Source organism: Pseudoalteromonas sp. A22, from assembly GCF_018141345.1.
GTDB lineage: Bacteria > Pseudomonadota > Gammaproteobacteria > Enterobacterales > Alteromonadaceae > Pseudoalteromonas > Pseudoalteromonas maricaloris.
Genome location: NZ_CP047238.1, coordinates 3,149,279 through 3,173,982, shown reverse-complemented (window position 1 = coordinate 3,173,982; position 24,704 = coordinate 3,149,279). Strand labels below are relative to the sequence as shown.

The following is a 24,704-nucleotide window of genomic DNA, read 5'->3' as shown; positions in this document are numbered from 1 at the left end:
TTAGGCGTCAGCCAATAATTTCTAGTTAGCTCAGTAAGAAGAGTTTCCTAGACATTAAAAAAGATTTGCCCAGATAGCTCAGTCGGTAGAGCAGAGGATTGAAAATCCTCGTGTCGGTGGTTCGATTCCGCCTCTGGGCACCAATAATTTAGTGTGCCGACTTAGCTCAGTTGGTAGAGCAACTGACTTGTAATCAGTAGGTCATCCGTTCGACTCGGATAGTCGGCACCACTTTATTTAGGCGTTAGCCTGTGTTTTCTAGATAGCTTAGTTATTTAGATACTGAAAAATTTGCCCAAATAGCTCAGTCGGTAGAGCCGTTTGGAGTTGTATTGAAAATCCTTTTAAGGATTTAGGTACTAGAAAAAATTTGCCCAGATAGCTCAGTCGGTAGAGCAGAGGATTGAAAATCCTCGTGTCGGTGGTTCGATTCCGCCTCTGGGCACCATCCTTTAAAAAGCCTCGCAATTGCGAGGCTTTTTGCTTTCTGGCATTTGCAAATCATAACTTAGTACGGGATTCTACCCATACTAAGCCACAACTCTTATTAGCCTATCACTCAATTCCCATGCAGCTGGCGTAAAAGCTGGTAGTCGCAGGCCAGTCACTAAATACAGCAACTACGCCAACTTGTTTTGCCAATATGTCCAACACCCTAAGTATATCGCCATCATGATTAACTGCGTTTTTTACAGATTGATAATACCAACCGCCGCCGTTCGCTAAAGGGCCTGAGCGCTCTAAAGACCAAGCAACTATCTTTAATCCTGCGCGTTTAGCGGCTAGGGCGTACTGCGATGGAATGATATCGCCGTTTTTATCTTCGCTAATTAACATCCAAATTGGTGGGGCGATAATTTTTACCTTATTTTTGACTAAGTCTTCCATTGACGGTTGCCAAGTACTTGGTTTGTTAATATCAAAATGTTCGCCAGCTTCTCTACCATCAAGAAATATGGCATGGTTTGCAAACTCTGGTGCATGCTTTATCCAGTACTGAATATCTTGGTACGAAAAGGATTGTGGAAAAACTTGCGATGGGGGGACATTGTGCTCTGTATATTCGCCCAACATTTTTTGCGCGAGCTGGTTTTGGCTTAACCCATTAAATGGCATTGTCACTTCTGGTGTTTTTAACTCAGGTGCCATATTTACACCCAGCTGCTTAAATAAAGTAATGCTTTCGCTGTGGGTCATTAAGGTTCCAGAACTGGCATAAAGATCTGTACGCCAATTGGGAGTGCCTTTGACAAACTCTGCTACTGTGGTTGCTTGAGTATTCACACCATCCATTTTTCCTTTTAGTTGCTTGAATTCTGCTAAGGTAATGTCTGAGGTGCAGCATTGAGCAGACGCAAGTTTACCGGAGTCTGGATCCGCTGGGGTGAAGGGTTGTCTACACTTGCTAGCAAGCTTAGGCTGTAACAAGATATCGGTTGTTGCATGAAGGTCACATTGCGCATGGCGGCAAACTAAGGTCTTGTCTTTCGTAAAAGTAACATCACATTCGAGCGTTCCAGCTCCCATTTTTGCGGCGGCTATATATGATTCTTTGGTGTGCTCAGGGTATAAAAGTGGCGCACCACGATGTCCTATGGAAAAATGTGTGCGCTTGATTGGTTTATCTAAACAGCTTGCAAGCTTTTCTTTAAGCTCACCATCTGGAAGTTGCGAGACTAAAAATTGAGGGCGTGTACCGACATCAAACTGTTTTGTTGCCTGGCACCCCGTTAAAAATACCGTAAACCAGATAAGGCCTAATGTTAGGCGCATAGCGACTCCGCTGAATACTTGCAAAAAAGTAAGTAAAGCATGAGTTTTTGACAGCTAGATGTCAGTCATACGAGCGTCTTAGCGATATTGCTGACGATAGTTCTCTACCCACAATTTAGTGGCGCCACAAACGGCAACAGGCATCACGATGAGGTTAACAAATGGGATTGAGGTCAGTACAAACACCGCAAAGCCAAAGCCATAAGACAGCCCTTGTTTACTCTTCAAATCGTCTTTCATTTGCTTGAAATGAATTTTATGGTTATCAAACGGATAATCATTATATTGCACGCTGTACATCCAACACGTAAACATAATCCATAAAATTTGCCCAACGATAGGCAGTATCCAAAGCAAGATGAAAAAGCCAAGTGCACGTGGAAGGTAATAACAGAGTTTGGTCCATTCTCTACCCAACATTCGCGGCACATCTTTTATGGTATCAATTAGCTTATCATCATTGATTTGCTGGTTGGTTAGGTAAAGTTCCACTTTTTCGGAGAGTAAGCCATTGAAAGGCGCGGCAATAAAGTTAGTTATCACCGTGAAAATCATACTATAACTGAAAAGTATCACTAAGATAGCAATTGGCCACATTAGCCATTCCAGCCAACTGAGCCAATCTGGTAATAATCCGTTGAGATAAGTAAATCCTTGAGTCAGCCAGTCATAAAGAAAAAAGAGTGATGCACCAAATAGCAGTACATTGATTGTTAAAGGAATAAATACAAAACGTTTTAATCCTTTTTGGGTGATTAAAGAAAAACCAGCAATAAAGTACTCGATACCGCGTGATAGTTGCACTGTACACCTCGTGTTGTAATACCAACTTGTCTTAATACTTGCTCAATTTGAAGGAGCAAATCTGACGCTAACTGCGTTAAAAAATTCTCATTTAGAACAACTAAATAGCAAAATTTCGCCTGGTTATCGACAAGATTTTCTCGCCTCAAAAAGACCACTTAATTAAGAAAATTGGTATGGTTTAATTCTTTTGATTTAAGGCACATACCAAAATGTTGGCGTTAGTATAACGCTAAACGACGCGCTACAAATAGGAGATTAGTAACGATTCATCTCAGCTCACACAGTGCCCGAGTGTGCGTATGAAAATTAACCTTAGTGTATTTAGAAGCTTAGTAAATAGATTAGAAATAATACTTGTAAACGCAAGAAACTGCCCATACACTCAAAGTAAGGCAGTAGAAGTGAGAATACTATGCGGTTAGTTCGTTGGATGATTACATTTTGTATGTTGAGTCTGTTGACAGTGTCAACGGCCGATGCTGCTAAATGTGATACCACGCTTTCAATCGCGCCTATCGTTGTCGACCTAGACAATTCGAACTCCAGCCCTGACTTAGATGATTGCGTTGTATCAACAACTCATCGTTTCGTGGTTGCTAGTAGCTTTATCATAGCGCAATCACAACCCATCTATTCTTATTCAAACTCAGTATGCGAGTCTATTAGAGCACCACCTGTCGCAAATTAATTTAGTCCTTTTCCGTGCTTAATTAATTTTAAAGATAGAGGTGATCTATGAACACTTACACAGTATTGAAAACTCAACCTGTTGCAAATTATGAACTTGCTGAAAATAACTTCCCAGCTTGTAACACTGACAACCTAGAGCAAGCGCCAGCACATTGCCTAATGCACAATTTACATTTGGCACCAATGCAACATATTGATGAAAACAGTAGCATAGATGAAGCTACGTTAGTACTAGACAAAACACACCGCAGAGCAAGCTTTGTCGTTGATAGCAAAGAAAAGCTTGTTGGTATGATCTCTAATGCAAGAATTGGTAGTCGCTACGTGTTGAGCATTGCAGAAAGACGTGGCTGTACAAGACGTGATTTAAACGTCAATGATGTCATGATCCCACTATCAGATCTTCGTCAAATCACCTTAAAACAAACTAGCCAAACAGTGGTTGGCAATGTGCTAAAAACAATGGAAGAAGGTGGCTTTGAGTTTTTACTTGTTATTGATGAAGTGACTCAGCATCCAGTCGGCTATTTTGACCTAATCGATATGATGAAAGCCTGTGGACGTGCAGTAAACTCGATGAAACCGGCAAATAAATTCAGTGATATTGTTGGTACGATATTGCACCACGCAGAAATTTAAAAGAATCCCTATAGTTAATGTAAATTAAAGTTAGCAAGGCGTCGTAAGGCGCCTTTTTTGCGCCTCAAGTTCGCTCCTATGCAGTAGAGGATAGGAGCTATTTTTACTTTGCGCCAGCAAACCCAAGTTGTCGCCAAGACTCATAAACAAAAACGGAAACTGCATTAGATAGGTTCATACTGCGGCTATCAGGGCGCATTGGAATACGAACTCGTTGCGGCTCCGGCAGTGAAAAAATGATGTCTTCTGGCAAACCTCGAGTTTCAGGGCCAAACAGTAGACAGTCACCAGCTTCATAGGCAACTTCATGATGGTACTTGGTACCTTTTGTCGTGCAAGCAAATACTCGCTTTGGGTTTCGTTTTGCTAAGTATGCTTCAAAGTTTGGGTGGCGCTCTACTTCGCTAAATTCATGATAATCAAGGCCAGCACGTCTTACCCGTTTATCATCCCACTCAAATCCTAGCGGCTCTATCAGGTGTAGTGAATATCCTGTATTGGCACACAAACGAATAATATTGCCTGTATTAGGCGGGATCTCGGGTTGGTATAAAACGATATCTAACATGATAGGCCTCAATTAAATTTTGCCCGGCAGTATAGCTGATACTTGTCGACATTTATATGTGCTGCGCTTGATAGAGCGAAATCCATTACCCAGTTTTTAAAGTACGACTGTTGTGAAAAACTATACAACCGTAATCTGTTTTTCATTTCAAAGCATTACCCTGTAATATAACAGCATCGCGATGCCGTGGCATTTTGCGAGTGGTTTGACGACTAATCATTTCAGTTATCCAAACGTCAGATTAAATAACATGAAAAAATGAGGTGCCAGTGGATCGCAGCTATGAATTTTGGGTTAGGTTTTCGAGTGTCTTTACCATCATAATGGTGGGATTGATGATCGCTGCCAAGTGTTGGGCTTGGCTGTCTTCAGGTAGTGCCGCTATGCTCGGCTCTTTAACTGATTCACTGCTTGATATTAGCGCCTCTTTAATGAATTTCTTCGTGCTGAGCTACGCACTGCGTCCTGCGGATGATGATCATCGATTTGGTCATGGAAAAGCAGAAGCATTAGCTGGGCTTGGACAAGCGGCCTTTATCGCGGGTTCTGCGAGTTTATTGGCTTTTCATGGTGTAGAGCGCATTATCAATCCAACCCACATTCCACATTCATTGTTTGGTGTGTGGGTGAGTTTATTTGCGATAGTTTGTACTTTGTTGGTGGTTGCGGTGCAGTATCAAGTCGTTAAACGCACGCAGTCCATCGCCATTAAGGCCGACTCGTTACATTATAAGGGCGATATTTTATTAAACCTCGCGGTGCTCCTAGCGGTATTGCTTAACTTTTATGGTGTAGGTTACGCCGATCCGATTTTTGGTATTTTGGTGGCGATGTACTTACTTTATAACAGTTGGGATATTGCCAAGGAAAGTGCTGCGCACTTAATGGATAAAGAGCTGCCAGACGAAGAAAAAGCACAGATCATACTTATTGCGTCGAGTCATGAGGACGTTTACGGAGTACATGATTTGCGTACCAGGCAAGGTGGCAAAATCAAATTTATTCAACTGCATCTAGAGCTTGATGATGATATGCCGCTGATGCGAGCGCATCAGGTTGCGGATGAGGTGGTTGCTAGCATTAAAGAAGAGTTTGATTGTGAGATGGACGTACTTATCCATCAAGACCCAGTTTCTTTAGCGCTAAGTAGCTCGGCTGTGAACGCATAAAAATCATCTAGCACGGCTTTGCGGGTATTATCTTGCTCGCAAAGTAGTTCGTGTTTCCCGATAAACTCTGTAACTGTCACATTGTCTCTGTGCGCAGCAAATTGACTTTGTGCCTGATTATCAACAATGCTGTCTTCACTGGCTGTCGCGATACGGATTGGCAGATCTAGCTTAATATCTTGAAACGTGCGGCATTTATGTAGCGCCGTATATAACCAAGCAAAGCTGACACCACCGAGTTGTAGTTCGGGAAACTGATCGTACAAACCTCTAAATAGCGCATATCTGATTGGGCAATCAGTAAGGTCATTATCTTGAAAAGGTTTGTTGTGGTAGTGCACCTGTCCCAGTGCATAATGCTTACCTAGCCCAAATAAACAAGCTGCGCCAGCCAATCCCTCGGCAAACCAAGCCGGGTAGGGAGTCGTATTGATCCCAAGCATCGGGGCTGATAAATAGACTCCCTCTATGTTGTGAGGCGCAAATAATGTTAAATAATCGCAGGTAATGGCGCCACCCATTGAATGCGCCAATATAAAAAGAGGCAAGGTATTTTGCTTGGCAACGATTTGATCCATAAAGCAGTGCAGCGTTGCGGCATAATCTTCAAAGCGCCTAACATAGCCTATTTGCTTATCTTTAAGTAATCGCGGCGAGTAGCCTTGTCCTGGATGGTCATAGGTAAATACCGCTATGTTGTTTTGCGCAAACTCCCACAGCAATTCTCTGTATTTATGTGCAGACTCAATACGGCCATTAACTAATACTAGGCTGAAGGTTGCCTTTTTTGGAATGTGGTAGGCGTAAAATAGCCTACCATGAGGGGTATCAAAAAAGCCTTTTTGACAGCCTTGCCAGTGCTTATCAATTTCAGGAAGATGTGATTCAAGTTGCTGACTTTGGCTATAAAACATGGCTACCTGTGTAATGGAATTCGAATACTGACTTGCAAACCAATATTATTACTAAATTCGATATGGGCATCATGTACTTTTAACGCATGCTGCGCAATGGCAAGACCCAGTCCAAACCCGCCCATTTGATTTTTGCTTGGCGTGCGTGCGCTCGACACTCTGAAAAAAGGAATACAAAGCTTGTCGAGCATGTCTTCACTTACACCTTTACCATCATCACTGATAGTGCATAGCAACAGATCACCATCACTCTCAATATCGACATTAATACGGCTAGTCGCATACTTAATCGCGTTACGAATAATGTTTTCGAATGCGCGGTTAAGTAGCATTGGGTCGCCATAAAGTGTTGCCTCGGGTAGTGCTGTGACGACAAGGTTTTTCCCTAATTGTTGTGCTTCAAACAATGCATCTTCCAATATCGGGTCGAGCAGTTCATTGAGCTTAATTATTTGCTTATCGATTGGCACTTGATCCGCTTCGAGCTTGGATAAATGCAAAATATCGCTGAGCATATTTTCAACTAGCTGGGCTTCACGCTCAATGCGCTCGATATAACTTTGGCTTTGCGCTGTGGCATGGCCAGCAGCGAGGCCCGTGGCCATTTGCAAGCGGGTGAGCGGTGAGCGTAGTTCATGGGATATATCAGCAAGTAAGCGTTTTTGATTGTTGACCAGAGACTCTAACTTATCAGCCATCAAGTTAAAATCATGACCCAGTTGGCCGAGCTCGTCTTGGCGTTTGGTGTTTATATCGGCTCTGCTCGACAATTCTCCACGAGAAAGTTTTGCAGCGGCTTTTTGTAGCTCTTTAATTGGCGACAATAGATCTCGAGTAAACCAAAAACACAGTAATAAGCTTGCGCCTAGCACGACCGCGATTTTTACCCAAAGCGGCAGAGTTCTTAATTTGATGAGCGCACTTGGGGTATGGTTTTCAAAAATTAAATAAAGACGATAACTTTCACCTTGAAGTGTGAGCTCTAGGGGGCCAAAAGCCTTGTACTCAGGAGTAAAAATAGCGGCTGGTTTAGCATCTTCGGTAAAGCTGAGTAACTCTAAATTCAGCGTTTTTATATTAGGATCGGCGGCAACACTTTTTTCGGTATCGCGATGGCTCAAGTAGATATTTCGCGCCTTTCTTTTACGCAGTTTGGCGACCTTATTCAGTTCAAAGTTGGGGCGCTCGTTTGCGCGTATTAACGCTTGCTCTAATTGTTTTAGATTTTGCAGCATGGGTTTTGAGATGCGGTGAGTTTCTACAACATCAGGTTGTAGCATGCTGATCCCAAGCAACAACAACATAGTGGCAATGATAGTGAGCCAAAACCAGGCAAAAACCTTAACAAGTAAGTACCGCTTCATTCATTATGCCTTTAGAAATATATAGCCAGCGCCGCGGATCGTTTTGATATAAGTGTGTTCACTTAATGCGGCAATTTTCTTGCGAACGTTAGAGACATGCATATCGATAGAGCGATCATAAGGCACAAGTGGCCGGCCTAGTACTTGTCGTGAAATAGTCTGCTTGTCGACCACTTCTCCTGCGGTTTTGACCAGCAAGAGTAGCACCTCGTATTCGGTGCCCGTCAGTGACAGCACCTCGCCATTAACAGTAGCACTTCTTGAAGCTACATCTAAACGCAGCTGGTGGATAGTAAAGGTATCATCCGGGCTGTGTTGCTTATAATGATCGACGCGACGCGTAATGGCTTTAACGCGCGCGAGTAGCTCGCGGTGGTTAAACGGTTTTGGAATATAATCGTCAGCACCTAGCTCCAAACCAAAGATGCGGTCAAAGTCATCACCTTTTGCCGTTAGCATAATAACGGGTGTCATCTTCTGGACACGTAACGCCTTTAGTACTTCAAAACCATCCATTTCGGGAAGCATTACGTCTAATAATATCAGATCGAAATTTTGCTTTAATGCCAGCTGTAGACCTTCTGTTCCTGTGTGGGCCATCGCCACTTCAAAGCCTTCTGCAGTAAAGTATTCTTTTAACAAGCTGCAAAGTTCTTGGTCGTCATCAATAAGTAAAATGGAATGTTTCATTGTCATACTTAGTCCAGCATTGTTGATTGGCGTTGGCCTGAATAGTTCGGCTCTAGCATATTACACCTTACTTCAACGCCTTATGTAAATTGCCTTTGCTTTTTTTTGCAAAGCACTGACAAAACTTTACCTCTGTCTGACGTTCCTTTTCTTTGTGCTTGCTAAATTTGGAAGTGACAAAGCAATGGCGAACAAGGAGCCAATACCATGAAATTACTATCTACTTTAGCATTAGTTACAGCACTTGGCGTATCGACTTTCAGCTTCACTGCAAACGCGGGCCCGATGGGCGGGCAGCTTGAGCACTCAGCAAGGTTGCTACTATCAGATAAAGGCCAGAAGTTATTAGAGTTGACAGAAGCGCAGCAAGGCCAACTAAAGACAATTTATGCGGATTACAAAACTGCCAAAAAAGCGCTAAAAGAAAGCGGGAAAGAAGCACATTCAGCTTATCGTGAAGAAATGAAAGCACTTATGGCAGCGCCAATCTTTGATAAGGTTCAAGCGCAACTTTTACTGGAAAAAGGCCAAGATAAAAAGCAAGCGTGGGCGCTACTTTCAATGGAAACTCGCCACAAAGTATTCCATGTATTGAATGAAGAGCAGCGCGATAAGCTCCAAGCACTTAAATCACGTCGTAGTCACAAAGGCCATAAAAAAGCAGATTAAGTCTCAATGTTTCTCTCCAACTTAGCCCTGACCTTTCCGGTAAGGGCTTTATCATTTCTTGCCAATTACTTTTGAATAATGAGAGCTGGTACTCCAAATTGACAAAGAGTACAGGCCAATTGCGATTAATGTACAAAATATTACAACTGCTTGTACTGGTTTAAGTTACATGTTGATAACATGTTTGCGTTGTGATATTTTTCGATTAAGAGTACATCTTGCAAGTCTGCGGACAACTCTTTGAAATAGTATTGAATTGAAAAATTCTTAATTTACGCGCACAAACTTTCCAATAACTTTTGTTTTCTTCAGAGTAACTAAGGGTATTCTTTGTTGTTGGCTGTTTGTTACTAGGTATCACTGAGGGAGACATGCAGACACCTGAAGAATACGAGGTGACACTTAGGATCCGAGAACTGCTAAAAGAACTCAAAAAGCGTAAAGGCTATACTAAAAAAACCATTAGCCAAAAGCTCGGAATAGGTCTCACCACACTAGACGACTATCTTAACGGAACAAGCTCATTTCGCTTAGGTACCTTGATTAAATTGTCGGAAATTTGCCGGATCCAATTAAGTGATATTTTGGAAGGGGCGGGGCATATAGCTAAAACCTATCAAAATGAGGTGAGAAACACAGAGCAAAAGACGGAACAAGATCAAACGGAAATAGAGCGCTAGCACAAGCTGCCGAGTTTGAATTGTTTGTCTTGCCAAACAAGTTGCTAATGAGAGGGAAAGGCCGAGGAAATCGGCCTACAGGTTTATTCTTTAAAAAAGCTGTCGTCGTTTTTTGCCAGCATCGCTTCTATATCTTCAATCAAACTTTCCGCATCTTGAGGCGTGAGTTCACCGCTTTTCATCGGTGTTGAAATCGTATTGGATTCGTCAGACCAATCACCTAAATCAATTAATTGACAGCGTTTTGAGCAAAACGGGCGAAATGGGCTTTTATCAGACCATTCAACAGCCTGTTGGCAGGTTGGACACTTTACTGTAGTTGTCATCATACACTTACTTTTTACTTCCTAATTGCATAAGTCTAATCGCATTTAATTGCTTTGTGAACCGAGTGCTTATCGACTTCGAGCAGCTTGCATACAAGGTAGGGATCCATGATAGGATGAGATTGCGAGGTAAACTAAGGAAAAAGGTGTACAAAAGGTGGAGAAGTTCGAAGCAACATTAGACAACTGTCATAAAGAGCCAATTCATATTCCTGGTTCAATTCAGCCGCATGGCTATTTATTGCTATTCGACACCAACACATTAACACTACGCTATTTTAGCGAAAACTTTGCTGCGCTTGTAGGACTTGAGCCTAGTGCTTTGGTCAATACTCATGCTGAAACGATTTTTGCGTCTCCATTTTCTGAGTTGCTTGCCAGCAACTGCAACTCCTCTGATATCCATCGTTTGAATCCGATGACAGCCAGCATAAAAGCCAAGGATTTAACATGCGTTGAATTCTCCGTAGTCGCTAGTCAAAACGAAGCTGGGCTCATATTAGAACTTGAGCAAAACACGGCGCATGGCGTTGAAATCAATCATTCAATGCAACACCTTATGAAGCATTCGTTGTCTAGTATGGTGGATTCTCAGTCGTTACAGGCTTCATACGAGATGGCCGTGGAAGAAATTAGAGAATTAACACGGTTTGACAGAGTGATGCTGTATAAATTTGACCATGAATATAATGGTGAGGTGGTTGCAGAATCGAAGCGTAATGACCTTAATTCGTTTTTAAACCAGCACTTTCCCGAGTCTGATATTCCAAAACAAGCAAGAGCACTTTATCTAAGAAATCCGATCCGCCTGCTTGCCGATGTTGATGGTGAAAATTCACCGCTTTATCCGCAAGACAGGGCGATTGATTTAAGCGCCTGTATTTTACGTAGTGTATCACCTATTCATTGCCAGTATTTACGCAATATGGGCGTTCAGGCAACCATGTCTATCAGTATTATTGTTGCTGGTAAATTATGGGGACTGATTGCTTGTCACCACTACGAAAAGCACATAGTCCCATTTAACACTCGTGAAGTCGCCCAGTATATGGGGTTGATGTTGTCTTATCTGATCTCTCTCAAAACCTCATCCTTAGAAGCAATGGCAGAAGCCAATGCACTGACATTGAGCTCTTCCGTCACAGAGCGCATGGCAAAAGAAATCTTTTTTGTTGATGGGCTACGTTACGAATCCGCGGCATTACAAGAGATGATGAAAGCTACAGGTGTCGCGTGGCGCGTTGAGAATGATTTGGAGTGCTACGGGCAAACTCCCGCAAAGGCGGATATTGAGAGTATTTATCGTTGGCTTGCAGAGCATCAACTTGGGGATGACTCCATTTTTTATTGCCATAATTTAGGTGAGCTTAACGAAGCATTTAAAGCCTTTGCGAAAACCGCGAGTGGGTTGCTATTGATGCCACTTTCAGCGGATGCTAATCACTTCATTATGTGGTTTAGAAAGGAAGTTATTCAAACCAAAAATTGGGGAGGGAAGCCTGAAAAATCCATTGAGTTTTTGGATGATGGTAGCCACCGTTTAATGCCACGTAGTTCGTTTAAGTTGTGGGTCGAGAATGTGAAGTGCAAATCTCACCCTTGGACGGAAGCCGAAGTAAGTTGTGCATTGAAGTTTCGTAATACCTTGGTTAATTATGTGCTGGCTAAATCTGAGCGATATAAAAAGCTTAACGCAATTCTAGAGCAAAAAGTTACCAAGCGTACCGAAGCGTTGGAAAATGAGATCACTTCGCGTCGTACTGCTGAACAATTACTGACGATAGCACTTGAGAAAGCACATGAGTCGAATCAAGAGCTGGAGCGTTTTGCCTTTTTAGCGTCCCATGATCTGCAAGAGCCGCTCAGAAAAATCCAAATGTTCGGCGATCGGATCCAGTGTTCAGCTGAGGGACTAAATGATAGACATGCCTCTTATCTTAAGCGCATGATGGATTCTGCTGAGCGAATGCAAAAGTTGATAAAAGGATTATTAAGCTTTTCACGGATTGATCGCAAAGGTGAGTCATTTAGATCATTTGATGGCGATAATGCGTTAGCTGAAACCTTACAGGATCTTGAGTTAGTTATTAAAGAGTCAAATGCACAAGTGGATACCACAGGGCTGGGTGATGTATTTGGAGACCGCAGACAGTTGCAACGCGTGCTGCTAAACTTAATCAATAATGGGATTAAATTTAGTGTGCCAGAAAGAGCACCACGAGTCTCGATTAGCAGCGAACGTAAAGCAAATGAACTGATTGTTGCCGTTAAGGATAACGGGATTGGTTTTGATCCCGAATTTAGTGAGCAGATCTTCAATCTTTTTGAAAGATTACATGGTCGTAGCGCATATGCCGGTACAGGGCTTGGGCTTGCTATTTGTAAAAAAATCGTCGAAAGACATCATGGTCGCATATGGGTCGAAACGGAAGTAGGGCAAGGTTCTACTTTCTATTTTAGCTTGCCGATTTCAGCGCAAGCGATTTAACTTAGCTGTAGAACCATTGATGCGGTTCTGATATCAGCATACAAACTCGAGGTTTATTGCGAGTTTAAGGAGAGAGTGTGTATGGTCCATCATCATGATTTAATTAAACAGCTTCACTCTGTAAACTATATCTTGGTTGCAGATGATGATTTCGACGACCAAGAATTAATCCGTGATGCATTTGAAGACAACGGCGTGATGGAGGCTAAGCTACAATTTGTCAGTGACGGCGTTGAGTTGATTGAAAAACTTAATAGCACCGAGCTATTACCTAGCCTTATTATTCTTGACTTAAATATGCCACGAAAAAGCGGTAAAGATGTGTTAGCTGAGATGCGTGGGGCTGCAAACCTTAAGCATATTCCAGTTATTATGTTCAGTACATCGGACTCTGAGCTAGATATAAAGCAGTGTTACTTACTTGGGGCGAATTCTTATATGACCAAACCTTCTCAATATCATGAGCTGGTGGATTCAATGAAGTCCTTGCTGACTTTTTGGCTTGGCACTGCAAAGCTCGTGATTGATTAAAAGTGAAGGGCCAGAATAACTAACTGGCCCTTAAGCTGTCATAGCACTATATTGCTTCGTTAGTATGCTTTTGCTTTAGCAAGCGACTTGTCACTGTACCTGCGGTCATTGAGCCCGATACATTGAGTGCCGTTCTTGCCATATCAATTAATGGCTCAATAGAAATAAGCAGCGCTGCAATTGTCACTGGTAGTCCCATCGCAGGCAGTACTACCAACGCTGCGAAAGTGGCACCACCTCCAACACCCGCAATACCAAAAGAGCTAATTGCAACCATAGCGACTAAAGAGACAATAAAGTCGAGTGCGAACGGGTCAATTCCTACCGTTGGCGCAACCATTACAGCAAGCATAGCAGGATAAATGCCAGCGCAGCCATTTTGTCCGATTGTCGCACCAAATGATGCAGAAAGATTTGCAATCGCAGGGGGAACATTAAGCTTGTGGATCTGCGCTTCAACATTCAATGGGATGGTTGCCGCAGAGCTTCTTGAGGTGAAAGCAAAAGTTAAAACAGGCCAAATTTTTTGGAAGAAATGCTTTGGGTTTTCACCAACTAAAGTAACTAACAAACCATGCACCACAAACATCAGTAAAATGGCAACGTAAGAGGCAATAATAAAACCGAGTAAGCTAATAATGTCAGCCATGCTTGATGTGGCGATCACTTTGGCCATCAAGCCAGCTACACCATAAGGCGTAAGGGCGATGATCATACGTACTAATCTCAACACAACAGCCTGTGCGCCTTCAACTGCATTTTTTATTGGGCTACTTAAATCTGACTCTTCCATGATGGCTCTACGAGCAGCAATGCCAGTTAACACGCCAAAAATCACCACGGCGATAATCGAGGTTGAGCGCTCGCCAGTTAAGTCAGCAAACGGATTAGTTGGTACAAAGCTAAGCAGCATTTGTGGAATGGTTAAATCGGCAACGGTTGTTGCACGTTCTTCTAGTACTGCTATTCTGGCCGTTTCCCGTGCACCTTCAACTAAGCCTTGAGCGCTTAACCCAAATGCTTGAGTGATAAAAATACCAATGAGTGCCGCAATGGCAGTGGTAAACACTAATATAGCGATAGTGACAAACGAGATCTTTCCAAGAGAGCCTTGATTATCTAATTTTACGACCGCGGCGATCATAGAAACCAAGACCAATGGCATAATCACCATTTTGAGAAGATTAACATAGCCGCTACCAACAATCGCAACCCAATCTAGTACAGTCTGTTTGGTGGTTAAGTCACCTGAGAAAACAAACTGCAGCGCGAGTCCAAATAGGCTGCCCGCAACTAAGCCTAATAATACCGTTCGTGACAGGGTTTCGGAGCGCTGTTGAAAGCGGTAAAGACCGAAAAGTATGACAATAAAAACCGCCAGCGCGGCGATAACAGCAAAAGACATCAGAATACCTTTCGAAATATATGAAAATAACGCGTTACTATAGAGGTTTTGTTGATTGGGCTAAAATATTCTTTGACTATGGAATAGAACAAAAGGTTATCAATAAAAATGAAAGTTTTTAATGGTTTTTCCTTTCATATAAAGATGTCTTGTGGTGAGTTGGTACTAACTCATAGTAATTAAAAACACCGAGATATGAGCATAGCTAATAATCTTTCGTAGCAGCGAGTTTATCTCGCGACTCTTTTTTAGAGTTTATCTCGCGACTCTTTTTTTTAGGGGTTGTCTCGCGACTCTTTTTTTTAGGGGTTGTCTCGCGACTCTTTTTTAGGGGTTATCTCGCGACTCTTTTTTTAGGGGTTGTCTCGCGACTCTTTTGCTTTGCGACGTTAACTGTGTGGCCGCTTTTATAGTATGGAGTTGAACATGTGGTTTATTGAGTATATGTAAAAGCGAGTTAGCTTTGAGGCGATGACATGCGTCAAGTGGGAAAGGTTGTTCCCCGGCTTCGCGGATGCCGATGTCAGCCCTTGAACCCTGAGGTTCAAGGCGGAGAGCAACAGCCTACCGTAGGCTTCTCGGTACATGCCGAGCATGCTCAATAGTAAACAAACTGCTATCCTAAACGAAATTTATCGGCTCAGGGACTTAATCAGCTGTCCTACGAGCTAGGGAACAATTATAGTATATAAAACATCTGCCGATCACGAAACCATAGTAATACAATTTATGTGTTAACCGCGTGCTTTTTACTCGTTTTGTTTAGTGACTAAGCAAACGTTAATCTGAGCGTTAGCTGGCAACGCTAAATTTGCTTAATTTTTCGAAGGCCACAGTTTCTAAACCGTTTCTAACTAACAGAGTAAACAGGTTACTTAGAAAGGAACCGGTGCGGTAAAGGTCATCATCTCAGTGGTTGTTGGATGTGCAATTTGCAGCATTTCTGCATGCAACTGTAGACGTGAAGCCGCCGCTAATGCCTCTCCCGTAGCGTATAGCCTATCACCTAGGATAACGTGTCCAAGCGAAAGCATATGTACTCTGAGTTGATGAGAACGTCCTGTGATGGGGGTTAGCTTTACGCGTGTTGCTTGTGCTTCATATTCCATGACTTCAAAATGCGTTAATGAAGGTTTTCCGGTCTTATGACAAACCATTTGCTTAGGGCGGTTAGGCCAATCACACACCAGCGGTAAATCAACAGAACCCGTTTGCTGTTGTAATTTGCCATGAACCCGGGCGATGTAGTGTTTGTGGGTTAACCTGTCTTGAAATTGAATACTGAGATGGCGATGTGCTGCTTTATTCATCGCAAGGCACAGTACGCCGGATGTTGCCATATCAAGGCGATGCACAATTCTTGCCGTAGGGTAGACAAAATTCACTCTGGCGATAGCGCTGTCCCAATGCTTTGGATCTTTACCTGGTACGGTGAGTAACCCGCTTGGTTTATTGATCACCAGCATATCTTCATCTTGGTACAAAATATCAAGATAGGGAGAAAGGGGGGGAGCGTAATTTAGTAACACCAGCTGCCTCAGCATGAACAGAACGAAACCGCGTATTATATATGAGTTGCTAAGTGAGCGGTAGCGAGAAAGAGAGCCGAGGCTCTCTTTCGGTACGGGAGGTTTACTGGTTGGCAACCACAATTAAACGAATCGCATCCAACTTAAGCTGCGCTTTTTCAATGTGTGTGCTCAGCTCAGCCCTTTGTTTATCAAATACTTGAACTTCTTCGTCACGGATGTTCGGATTGATAGCCTTAAGCGCTTGCAAACGACCTTGCTCATCACCTAATTGCTTTTGCATTTTATCCATCGCGCTGGCTTGAATGCTTTCAAGTTGAGCTTGTGCAATATCGCCAGCTTGAGTAATAAGCGGGTGAATAGCACTTTGTAGCGCATTAACTAGCTTGCTGCCGGTTTGTCTGCCAACGGCAGAAAGCTGTTGATTGAATGCATCAAACGCTACGTTTTGGGCTAAGTCATTGCCACCTTTATCCATTAGAACGCGAATTGGTGTTGGTGGTAAAAAGCGGCCTACCTGAAGAGACTTAGGCGCAGAAGCTTCTGCAACGAAGATCATTTCAACAAAGAAAGTACCGACAGGTAACTTGTTGTTTTTAAGCAGTGCCACTGATGCACACCCAAAGTCATCGTTACAGATCATATCCATCACGCCGCTGACCATAGGGTGATCCCAGCTGATGAAATGCGCGTCTTCTTGTGACAGTGAGGTGTTACGGTCAAAAGTCACTGTGATGCCATCGTCTTTCAAACAAGGGAAAGAAGGATTTAGCATGTGCTCGGTTGGTTTGAGAATAATCGTATTCTCGCCTTTGTCTTCTTGGTTAACACCAAAAGTATCAAACACATTAATCATAAACGCAGGCAAAATTACGTCGTTATCCAGCGCTTCAAGTTCAGCAACGATATTATCTGTTTTACCTTGACCACTTGAGTGAAGCTCAAGTAGGCGGTCTCGACCTTGCTCCATTTTTGTGCGCAGCTGTGCGTTTTCTTTTGCGGCTTGCTCCAATAGAGGATCTAATTCGTCTTCGTCACAGTTGTGTTCAGCGATCAGCGCTAACAAATCATCAGAAAAAGACTTATACAGCATTTGCCCCGTAGTGCTAGTGGTTTCGAATGCATCTAAGCCCTCGTGATACCAACGTAGTAATACTTCTTGTGCGGTACTTTCAAAGTAAGGTACGTGAATATTGATGTCGTGCTTTTGACCAATGCGGTCAAGACGACCAATACGTTGCTCAAGTAAGTCAGGGTTAAGCGGTAAGTCAAATAACACCAAGTGATGTGAGAACTGGAAGTTACGACCTTCAGAGCCAATTTCAGAGCAGAGTAATACTTGCGCGCTATCATATTCATCAGCAAAAAACGCTGCCGCGCGGTCGCGCTCAATGATAGACATGCCTTCGTGGAACACCGCCGCTTTAATCGCTTCGCGCTCACGTAATACTTGTTCAAGGCTAATTGCGGTTTCCGCTTTGGCACAAATAAGCAATACTTTTTCGTGCTTTAACTCTTTTAATTTAGCAATCAACCACTCAACGCGCGGGTCAAACTGCGCCCAGCTGCTTCCTTCACCTTCGAACTCTTGGAAGATTTTTTCAGGGAACAAAGCACGCATCGCGTTAAATTCAGGACTTTGAATACCACCAATGTTGCCCATTACCGACATTGCTGTTTTGTATTGCTTCGGTAAAGGTACTGGGTATTGATGTAACAAACGACTTGGGTAGCCATCAATGCCACTGCGGCTATTTCTAAATAGAATACGGCCAGTACCATGACGGTCTAGTAACATAGACAAGATTTCAGCTTTGGCGTCGCTATCGCCACTTTGTGCCTTTGCAAGTAGCTCAGAAATATCGGTTTCTTTTAGCAGTGTACAAAGTGTTTGCTCTTCTTTTGCGTCTAACTTTTTGTCTTGCAGTAAGTTGTTCGCGGCTTCTGCGACTTCTTTATAATGACTTTCTTCTTCAACAAACACGTCGTAGTCGTAGAAGCGGTCTGGATCGAGTAGCTGTAAACGCGCAAAGTGACTGCGGTGACCCAGTTGGTCAGGCGTTGCAGTCAACAAGATAAGCCCAGGAATATCTTGAGAAAGCTCAGCAATACGTTGATATTCAGTGCTTGGCTTTTCCTTTGTGACCGTCAGGTGGTGTGCTTCATCAACAATCAGTAGATCCCAATCAGCGAGTGTGGCTTGTTCAAACCAGCGGCGCTTTTTGGTAATAAACTCTAGGCTAACCAGTACCAGTTGCTCTGTTTCGAATACATTCGGTGCATCTGCATAAGCTTCGCTACAGCGCTCTTCGTCAAAAATCGAAAAGTGCAGGTTAAAGCGGCGTAGCATTTCTACAAGCCATTGGTGTTGTAAGTTCTCAGGAACCACGATCAACACACGGTTGGCACGACCAGAGAGAATTTGCTGGTGTAAAATCATGCCCGCTTCAATGGTTTTACCTAGGCCTACTTCATCAGACAGAAGTACACGAGGTGCAAAGCGCTTACCGACTTCATCGGCAATATAAAGCTGGTGCGGAATAAGGCTAGCGCGCTGACCTATCAACCCTTTAAGGTGAGATTGTTCTTTATCAAACTGGTGTTGCCAAGTTTGATAGCGCAGTGTGTAGCGATCAAAACGGTCGATTTGGCCTGCAAATAGACGATCTTGAGGTTTGTTGAACTTGAGGAAGTGATCAAGAAAGGTCTCTTTGAATGAAGTCTCTTCTTCATTGTCAACTCGAGTACCATGATAGCAAAATAGTCCATTTTGCTCTTCCACGCTGTCAACACGTAGTTCCCATTCTTCAACATGGCGGATCACATCGCCTGGGTTGAATACAACTCGAGTTACAGGTGCTTCCTGTACTGAGTAAACACGGTTTTCTCCGCTAGCGGGAAATAAAATAGTCACTTGACGCCCCTCAAGTGCCACTATTGTACCCAATCCCAAATCTGATTCCGTATCACTGATCCAGCGCTGACCTAAGGAAAAATTCATGGTTATCTCGTCTATGCAGAAAAAAGGCGGCTATGTTACCTATTCATGTCGGTTTGTTCAATACACAACAGTGACTCAAGCCTTTATTTATCAAGCGCTGGCGCTTTTTCTATTTAGTTGGCATGGCAATCGCCAACTAGTTGTTTTTTATCAATATGCAAGTTGGATTTTCTACTGTCATAAAAGCGACTTTTGTGACAAATAGACTAAACTTGAACTATACCCAAAACATAATCGGTCACTACGTTGTGTATTGGGTATAGCATAATAATCTGTAAACAACAGGAATGCGCTATGGTAAAACAAGACAAAGACCATAAAGTGTACGTGCTCGACACCAACGTACTTCTCCATGAACCGCTCGCTTACCTTTCCTTCCAAGAACACGATGTTGTTATTCCCATGACTGTCCTTGAAGAACTCGATCACATTAAAGATCGAAAGAGTGACGTGAGCCGAGATGCAAGAGTTGCCATTCGTGGGTTAGATGATGTGCTTCGCGATGCAACACCAGAGCAAATGCTAGAGGGGGTAGCGCTACCAACATTAAGGATTGAAAGTCACCGAACGCCCAGTTCAGGTAAATTGATTATTGTAAACGATCACCTGTTTCCTGATTCTATCTCCGGGCTACCCGGCAACGAAAATGACCACCGCATTATTAATTGTGCGGTACATTTGCAAACTCAGTACAGCGACAAAAAAGTGGTGCTAGTTACCAAAGACATCAACATGCGACTGAAAGCGAAGGGCGCTGGACTCAAGTATGTTGAAGATTATCGTACCGATCAACTAATTGACGACATTGCGCTGTTAACCAGTGGTTTTAAAAAGGTTGAAGGTGATTTTTGGCAAAATGTTGGTGAGTGTCAAACGCAGCAGGAAGGGCGCTACACGGTTCATGATGTGCCAAAATCACTCGTACCAGATGTGTTCTGTAATGAATATCTGATAGATGATACTAATCACTTCGCAGCTCGGGTTGTGGGTTACGACTCTGAACACATTCGATTAAAAGACTTAGGCGTTGAACGTTTGATGCACCGTCAAGCATGGGGAGTAAAACCGAAAAATATCAACCAAGGTATGGCACTGGATGCATTACTTGATACTGACATTGAACTGGTGATACTAACCGGGCCAGCAGGGTGCGGAAAAACCTTATTGGCGCTTGCCTGTGCGCTTGAAATGATCATCGAAAAAGGGATTTACGATAAGGTAATTGTGACGCGAAATACGCCTGAAATTGCAGAGAGCATCGGCTTTTTACCTGGCACGGAAGAAGAGAAAATGGCCCCTTGGCTTGCGGCAATCACAGATACCTTAGAAGTGCTCCACAAACACGATGAAAGCCCTGTGACTAGCCGTAACTATATTATGGAAAAGGCGAACATTCAGTTCAAATCGGTGAATTTTATGCGTGGCCGTAGTATTCAAAATGCGGTCGTTATTTTAGATGAGAGCCAAAACTTAACGGCATCACAGTTAAAAACCATCATCACTCGCTGCGGTGAAGGGACTAAATTGATTTGTACGGGAAACCTCGCCCAAATTGATAGTAATTATCTCACCCCTGTGACATCAGGGTTAACCTATATTGTCGAGCGCTTTAAAGACTTTGAAGGTAGCGCTACCATTAACTTAAACGGTGTAGTACGAAGCCGCTTGGCAAGTTTTGCGGAAGAAAATTTATAGCTTGCCTTGAGCCGACTGGCTCGTTACTCTTTTGCTAACATTGTGTGCAAACGGGAACGAGCCAGTAGATGGATGCGACAAAAGAATTTTTACCACTAAAAAGTTACCGAAAGGGAATTTTAGTGGCGGTAATAATACCCATCCTACTTGTCCTCGTCTTAGCTTACCATCTCTATCAAATTAAACTCGAACGCCAGTACAAAGTACGTTTTGGTCAGTATGAATATGTTTCTCAGCAGCTGAAACAAGAGTTTTATGCTGCACATGTCGTTCTTGATAGTATCGCCGTTAACCTAGCGCAGCCCATTTCTTTTCAAAAGCCACCAGAGTGGTTAGAAGATATAGAGCAACACCCTGAACATTATTATCATGCGTTACCAAACAATGGTGGAGAGATTGTTGGTCGTGGGCAAGTCAGTGAAGCGCTTTTTGCCACTAAACGATGGCAAACCGTATTGTCGCTTAATACCGCTTTTGATGCCGCGCTCGCGTTGCAGGGTGGATTGTATGCGGTCGCATACATAGAAGATGACGGCTTTGCGTATGTTAAGCGTCGAGAAGCCTCAAGCAGCCATTTTATCACGCGGCTAGTTCAAGGTAAGTTCGAACCCGACTTTAGCTTGGGCAATATAGTCGTTGGCCCACCCGTGAAGTTTTTCGATAGACAAATGTTTGCGCTCGGTAAGAAACTATCAACGGTGGATAACGCTCATGTATTGATGATCTATGATAGCGATATTATTGATAGATGGTTGTTAAACATCGGCTCCTTAGACGGTACGATGGAATTTAAAAACCAAAGTGATGAGATCATCGCGGGGGAACGCTATGATCACGACCACGATGGGCTTGTAAACTCATCAGCACCTTGGCAGTACGGACTGCACTTTATTGCAAAACCCGCCAAAGAGCCTATTAGCTTAAACTATCATGAAAGCTATGAGCAATTTGCCGCTCCGCTACAGCGGGAGATCTTGCTCGAACTTGCGCTATTACTGTTTTTTATTCTTTTTACCTTTGTGACTATTGTGTGGTTAAGCGGACAAATATTTGTCCGACCTTTAAAGCATTTTGTGAATTACCTATCTTTGCAAGAGCATACACCACAAGCCACTTTAAATTATCCCATCCCCTCAGAATGGCAACCTTGGTTTATACAAATCAAACAGGTGGTGGAGCAAAAATCTCGCTTAATGCATGCCCTTAAGCAACATAACCAAGAACTAGACGACGAAATTAAGCGTAAACAACAGGCATTAAAGCAAAGCTTTGAGGCAAAAGAGCGTCAAGCGGCTTTACTAAATGCAGTGCTTGACTCTGTGCCCGATATTATCTATTTCAAAAATATAGACGGTTCATTCATAGGCTGTAATCGCGCGTTTGAAGAGTTTATGGGGGTTGATAAGTCGGATTTAGTTGCGAAAACACAACCTGAAGTGACATCTGGGTTAACCATATTACTTGAGCAAGAAGCGGCGATGGAGCGCTCGCAAGAACAAGTGGCAACTAATTTTGTCCTTGGAGCAAATACCTACTTTTTGACTATCACGCCATTAAAATCGGAAACTGGAAAGCTCATCGGTTGTTTGGGGGTTGCGAGAGATATTACTGCCGCACAAGAGGCATATAATGCCCTAAGAGACTCTGAAGAAAACTTTAGGGCAGCGACTGAGTTTGCACCTAATGGCGTTATTCTAGCTGCGATCAGCGGTAAAATTTTGGAGATGAACAAGGCTGCCAAACGTTACTTATCACTTGATAAGAATACCGGAGAAAAGCAGCTGGAACGCTTGTTTGATGAACAAAACTGGCAAGAGCTGAAGCCTGTCTTGGCTGGGCTATTAAAAGAGCAAAAGAAAGTCGTTGAACACATGATTTCACAGTCGGGTAAGCACCGCTGGTTACAATTGAGTATTTCTTTAGTTTGGGATAAAAATAAGCGCCCTAAATATTACGTGATCCATATTCAAAATATCACTGGTCTGCTGTTAGCGAAGCAAGATGCCGAGCGCGCAACGCTTGCCAAAAGCCGCTTTATTGCGAATATCAGCCATGAAATTAGAACGCCAATTAATGCCATATTAGGTTTGGCGGATATGATCAAAAGTGAGGCGCTGACTCGAGTTCAGAATAAAAAGTTGCAGCAGCTTTCTGGGGCTGCAAACGAGCTGCTTACCATGCTCAACAGTATTTTAGAGTTTGCCAAAGTCGAAAGTCATCAAGGCACAATTCAATACGAGACATTTCAGACCTGCCATGTATTTACCACGATAGAATCACTGATTAAGCCTTTATGTATACAAAAAGGCTTGGAATTTGAGTTACAGGTCGACCCTCAAGTTTGGCCTTACCTTTACAGTGATGAAGATAAGGTAAAGCAAATCTTAGTAAACCTACTTGGTAACGCCGTAAAGTATACCAATCATGGTAAGGTTGGTTTGAAGGTAACGTTAGCTAATGATAGAGCTGCAAAACAAACCATAAAGTTTGCTGTTTGGGACACTGGAGTTGGGATCAAATCGCAAGAAATTGAACACCTTTTTGATGCATTTACCCAAGGTGATGAAAGCTTCACACGTCGTCACGAAGGCATTGGTTTGGGGCTTGCGATTGTGAAGCAAGAAGTTGCACTCTTAGGTGGCGATATTGCTGTTAACTCAACTCCGAACGAAGGAAGCTGCTTTTTCTTCGAATTGGAGCTAGATAAAGGCGCTTGTCCAGTTGTGGATAGTCACAAAGAAGTTTACTGTCTCATCACCGAAGCACATAGCTTACCAAGCTATTTTGCAGGTCTTGCGGAACCTTTATCTGTTGAGCGGTTGCACGGGATGCATGCTCAGCTCGACAAGTCTATTGTTGTTATTCCACCAGATGCAGCGCTTGACCCCGCTTATGCGCTACCTGGAAATACCGCATTACTACTGCATTGTGAAGGGGAGTTTCCTGAGCAAAGTAACCATATTGCGCTTAATCAAAGTGTGTTTTACCAATCAGCTTATACTTGGCTTGCTGAATTTGCCCATATGACGCAAACCGTCGACAACGTGTGTATGCAGGTTGCCGGTGCGCTTTGCTTGGTGGTCGACGATAACAACTTAAATTTAGATATTACTGAAAATATGTTGAAGCAGAATGGTATTTCTACCGTAGGGCTACAAAGCGCCGAACATATTGAGGAAGTTTGCCGCTCACTGCAACCCGACATCATCCTGATGGATATCCATATGCCAAACATTGATGGCTATCAAGCGACCAAGCAGATCAGAGCCGTGTGGTCTGAAACTGAGCTGCCCGTTATTGCCTTGACCGCCAATGCAAGCAAAGAAGAGCGGGCGAAAGCCACAGCCGTTGGCATGAATGATTATTTGGTAAAACCCATTAATAGCACACAGGCGTGCAAGGCATTGGCAAGTAATATTTTCCAGTCAGATAAAACAGAAGAAACTTTTTTTGATTATGAGTTCGCTTTATCACAAATGATGCAAAATGAAACGTTTTTGCAAACAATGTTAGATAAATTTGCTAAACTTTGCCATGATTACCTAGAACAGGTTGCTGAAATAGAGCAAGGTTCAGCATTATTCGAGTTAGCACACGGAATTAAGGGCGCTGCTGCAGGTCTGGGCTTTAAGCGACTAGCGAAAGTTGCAAAAGACCTTGAAACACAAAGCAAAACGATCACAACAATAACAAATCGCACTGACTTGGATGTGTTAACAAATGCACTTTCACAGGTGGTGTGCTTTATCGAGCTAAAAAGGTAGCG

20 protein-coding genes, 3 tRNA genes and 1 other RNA gene are annotated in these 24,704 nt (G+C 43.1%); 13 read left to right on the top strand and 11 right to left on the bottom strand.

All coding sequences use genetic code 11. The features are described from left to right. Positions 1 to 67: 67 nt before the first annotated feature. The 3 genes from GSF04_RS19180 to GSF04_RS19170 all read left to right on the top strand — a co-directional run bounded on the left by GSF04_RS19180 (position 68) and on the right by GSF04_RS19170 (position 448). A tRNA-Phe gene (locus GSF04_RS19180) sits at positions 68 to 143 on the top strand. Positions 144 to 155: 12 nt separating this feature from the next. Continuing rightward, positions 156 to 231, top strand: a tRNA-Thr gene (locus GSF04_RS19175). 141 nt (positions 232 to 372) lie between these two features. After that, positions 373 to 448 (top strand) — tRNA-Phe (locus GSF04_RS19170). Positions 449 to 555: 107 nt separating this feature from the next. Here the strand turns inward: GSF04_RS19170 and GSF04_RS19165 are convergent. After that, the gene (locus GSF04_RS19165; RefSeq protein WP_211858429.1) at positions 556 to 1,773 is read right to left on the bottom strand and encodes a glycerophosphodiester phosphodiesterase family protein; all 1,218 of its coding nucleotides are present in this window, start codon (positions 1,771 to 1,773) and stop codon (positions 556 to 558) included. 78 nt (positions 1,774 to 1,851) lie between these two features. Next, positions 1,852 to 2,577, bottom strand: a complete 726-nt coding sequence (cysZ, locus tag GSF04_RS19160; RefSeq protein WP_211858428.1) for a sulfate transporter CysZ — start codon at positions 2,575 to 2,577, stop codon at positions 1,852 to 1,854. Between the two features lie 415 nt (positions 2,578 to 2,992). Here cysZ and GSF04_RS19155 point away from each other — a divergent pair, with 415 nt between their 5' ends. Next, positions 2,993 to 3,268 (top strand): hypothetical protein, encoded by a 276-nt coding sequence (locus GSF04_RS19155; protein ID WP_211858427.1) that lies wholly within the window; start codon positions 2,993 to 2,995, stop codon positions 3,266 to 3,268. A 47-nt stretch (positions 3,269 to 3,315) separates the two neighbouring features. Continuing rightward, on the top strand, positions 3,316 to 3,909 hold the full coding sequence (locus GSF04_RS19150; RefSeq protein WP_010606047.1) for a CBS domain-containing protein: 594 nt from the start codon (positions 3,316 to 3,318) through the stop codon (positions 3,907 to 3,909). 103 nt (positions 3,910 to 4,012) lie between these two features. On the opposite strand, the gene trmL is transcribed toward GSF04_RS19150, so the two are convergent. Then, positions 4,013 to 4,477, bottom strand: coding sequence for a tRNA (uridine(34)/cytosine(34)/5-carboxymethylaminomethyluridine(34)-2'-O)-methyltransferase TrmL (trmL, locus tag GSF04_RS19145; protein ID WP_017216443.1), 465 nt, complete (start codon positions 4,475 to 4,477; stop codon positions 4,013 to 4,015). A gap of 335 nt (positions 4,478 to 4,812) precedes the next feature. Between trmL and GSF04_RS19140 the strand changes: the two genes are divergently transcribed. Beyond that, positions 4,813 to 5,646 (top strand): cation diffusion facilitator family transporter, encoded by an 834-nt coding sequence (locus GSF04_RS19140; RefSeq protein ID WP_017216442.1) that lies wholly within the window; start codon positions 4,813 to 4,815, stop codon positions 5,644 to 5,646. Here the strand turns inward: GSF04_RS19140 and GSF04_RS19135 are convergent. The 3 genes from GSF04_RS19135 to GSF04_RS19125 are packed head-to-tail and all read right to left on the bottom strand — an operon-like array spanning position 5,598 to position 8,614. Next, entirely contained in the window at positions 5,598 to 6,560 is a 963-nt protein-coding gene (locus tag GSF04_RS19135) for an alpha/beta hydrolase (RefSeq protein WP_211858423.1), read from the bottom strand. The two genes, GSF04_RS19140 and GSF04_RS19135, sit on opposite strands and share 49 nt — an antisense overlap. Before the next feature lie 2 nt (positions 6,561 to 6,562). Next, positions 6,563 to 7,924: an ATP-binding protein gene (locus GSF04_RS19130; protein ID WP_211858421.1), complete on the bottom strand. Its 1,362-nt coding sequence runs from the start codon at positions 7,922 to 7,924 to the stop codon at positions 6,563 to 6,565. Between the two features lie 3 nt (positions 7,925 to 7,927). Next, a complete protein-coding gene (locus GSF04_RS19125; RefSeq protein ID WP_211858419.1) occupies positions 7,928 to 8,614 on the bottom strand; it encodes a response regulator in 687 nt (228 codons plus the stop codon). Between the two features lie 207 nt (positions 8,615 to 8,821). Between GSF04_RS19125 and GSF04_RS19120 the strand changes: the two genes are divergently transcribed. Continuing rightward, positions 8,822 to 9,283: a Spy/CpxP family protein refolding chaperone gene (locus GSF04_RS19120; protein ID WP_211858417.1), complete on the top strand. Its 462-nt coding sequence runs from the start codon at positions 8,822 to 8,824 to the stop codon at positions 9,281 to 9,283. 371 nt (positions 9,284 to 9,654) lie between these two features. Further along, the gene (locus GSF04_RS19115) at positions 9,655 to 9,963 is read left to right on the top strand and encodes a helix-turn-helix transcriptional regulator (protein ID WP_017216438.1); all 309 of its coding nucleotides are present in this window, start codon (positions 9,655 to 9,657) and stop codon (positions 9,961 to 9,963) included. A gap of 83 nt (positions 9,964 to 10,046) precedes the next feature. Here the strand turns inward: GSF04_RS19115 and yacG are convergent, their stop codons facing one another. Further along, positions 10,047 to 10,289, bottom strand: coding sequence for a DNA gyrase inhibitor YacG (yacG, locus tag GSF04_RS19110; RefSeq protein WP_026000869.1), 243 nt, complete (start codon positions 10,287 to 10,289; stop codon positions 10,047 to 10,049). Between the two features lie 157 nt (positions 10,290 to 10,446). On the opposite strand from yacG, the gene GSF04_RS19105 reads away from it, so the two are divergent. Both GSF04_RS19105 and GSF04_RS19100 read left to right on the top strand, forming a co-directional pair. After that, positions 10,447 to 12,777 carry an ATP-binding protein gene (locus GSF04_RS19105; RefSeq protein WP_211858415.1) on the top strand — a complete coding sequence of 777 codons (2,331 nt, stop codon included), beginning with the start codon at positions 10,447 to 10,449 and terminating at the stop codon, positions 12,775 to 12,777. 81 nt (positions 12,778 to 12,858) lie between these two features. Then, positions 12,859 to 13,308 (top strand): response regulator, encoded by a 450-nt coding sequence (locus GSF04_RS19100; protein ID WP_039493814.1) that lies wholly within the window; start codon positions 12,859 to 12,861, stop codon positions 13,306 to 13,308. A gap of 46 nt (positions 13,309 to 13,354) precedes the next feature. Here GSF04_RS19100 and GSF04_RS19095 read toward each other — a convergent pair whose 3' ends face one another. The 4 genes from GSF04_RS19095 to rapA form a co-directional block, all read right to left on the bottom strand. Further along, a complete protein-coding gene (locus tag GSF04_RS19095; protein WP_211858413.1) occupies positions 13,355 to 14,713 on the bottom strand; it encodes an L-cystine transporter in 1,359 nt (452 codons plus the stop codon). A gap of 495 nt (positions 14,714 to 15,208) precedes the next feature. Then, positions 15,209 to 15,391: non-coding RNA, 6S RNA (gene ssrS, locus GSF04_RS19090), on the bottom strand. 197 nt (positions 15,392 to 15,588) lie between these two features. After that, positions 15,589 to 16,242: a bifunctional tRNA pseudouridine(32) synthase/23S rRNA pseudouridine(746) synthase RluA gene (gene rluA / locus GSF04_RS19085; protein ID WP_211858411.1), complete on the bottom strand. Its 654-nt coding sequence runs from the start codon at positions 16,240 to 16,242 to the stop codon at positions 15,589 to 15,591. Between the two features lie 103 nt (positions 16,243 to 16,345). Continuing rightward, entirely contained in the window at positions 16,346 to 19,243 is a 2,898-nt protein-coding gene (gene rapA / locus GSF04_RS19080; RefSeq protein WP_045987708.1) for an RNA polymerase-associated protein RapA, read from the bottom strand. On the opposite strand from rapA, the gene GSF04_RS19075 reads away from it, so the two are divergent. From GSF04_RS19075 to GSF04_RS19065, 3 genes are all read left to right on the top strand, one after another. Beyond that, the gene (locus GSF04_RS19075; RefSeq protein WP_211858410.1) at positions 19,242 to 19,448 is read left to right on the top strand and encodes a hypothetical protein; all 207 of its coding nucleotides are present in this window, start codon (positions 19,242 to 19,244) and stop codon (positions 19,446 to 19,448) included. The genes rapA and GSF04_RS19075 overlap by 2 nt on opposite strands. Positions 19,449 to 19,537: 89 nt before the next feature. Beyond that, on the top strand, positions 19,538 to 20,938 hold the full coding sequence (locus GSF04_RS19070) for a PhoH family protein (RefSeq protein ID WP_211858409.1): 1,401 nt from the start codon (positions 19,538 to 19,540) through the stop codon (positions 20,936 to 20,938). A gap of 122 nt (positions 20,939 to 21,060) precedes the next feature. Beyond that, positions 21,061 to 24,702: a response regulator gene (locus tag GSF04_RS19065; protein WP_249122417.1), complete on the top strand. Its 3,642-nt coding sequence runs from the start codon at positions 21,061 to 21,063 to the stop codon at positions 24,700 to 24,702. Positions 24,703 to 24,704 lie beyond the last annotated feature (2 nt).

Excerpts from the sequence above, each read along its gene's own strand:
- GSF04_RS19165 (WP_211858429.1), bottom strand. The coding sequence starts at position 1,773 with ATGCGCCTAACATTAGGCCTTATCTGGTTTACGGTATTTTTAACGGGG.
- GSF04_RS19155 (WP_211858427.1), top strand. The coding sequence starts at position 2,993 with ATGCGGTTAGTTCGTTGGATGATTACATTTTGTATGTTGAGTCTGTTG.
- GSF04_RS19150 (WP_010606047.1), top strand. The coding sequence starts at position 3,316 with ATGAACACTTACACAGTATTGAAAACTCAACCTGTTGCAAATTATGAA.
- trmL (WP_017216443.1), bottom strand. The coding sequence starts at position 4,477 with ATGTTAGATATCGTTTTATACCAACCCGAGATCCCGCCTAATACAGGC.
- GSF04_RS19140 (WP_017216442.1), top strand. The coding sequence starts at position 4,813 with ATGATCGCTGCCAAGTGTTGGGCTTGGCTGTCTTCAGGTAGTGCCGCT.
- GSF04_RS19135 (WP_211858423.1), bottom strand. The coding sequence starts at position 6,560 with ATGTTTTATAGCCAAAGTCAGCAACTTGAATCACATCTTCCTGAAATT.
- GSF04_RS19130 (WP_211858421.1), bottom strand. The coding sequence starts at position 7,924 with ATGAAGCGGTACTTACTTGTTAAGGTTTTTGCCTGGTTTTGGCTCACT.
- GSF04_RS19125 (WP_211858419.1), bottom strand. The coding sequence starts at position 8,614 with ATGAAACATTCCATTTTACTTATTGATGACGACCAAGAACTTTGCAGC.
- GSF04_RS19120 (WP_211858417.1), top strand. The coding sequence starts at position 8,822 with ATGAAATTACTATCTACTTTAGCATTAGTTACAGCACTTGGCGTATCG.
- GSF04_RS19115 (WP_017216438.1), top strand. The coding sequence starts at position 9,655 with ATGCAGACACCTGAAGAATACGAGGTGACACTTAGGATCCGAGAACTG.
- yacG (WP_026000869.1), bottom strand. The coding sequence starts at position 10,289 with ATGACAACTACAGTAAAGTGTCCAACCTGCCAACAGGCTGTTGAATGG.
- GSF04_RS19100 (WP_039493814.1), top strand. The coding sequence starts at position 12,859 with ATGGTCCATCATCATGATTTAATTAAACAGCTTCACTCTGTAAACTAT.
- GSF04_RS19095 (WP_211858413.1), bottom strand. The coding sequence starts at position 14,713 with ATGTCTTTTGCTGTTATCGCCGCGCTGGCGGTTTTTATTGTCATACTT.
- GSF04_RS19075 (WP_211858410.1), top strand. The coding sequence starts at position 19,242 with ATGGTTATCTCGTCTATGCAGAAAAAAGGCGGCTATGTTACCTATTCA.
- rapA (WP_045987708.1), bottom strand. The coding sequence starts at position 19,243 with ATGAATTTTTCCTTAGGTCAGCGCTGGATCAGTGATACGGAATCAGAT.
- GSF04_RS19070 (WP_211858409.1), top strand. The coding sequence starts at position 19,538 with ATGGTAAAACAAGACAAAGACCATAAAGTGTACGTGCTCGACACCAAC.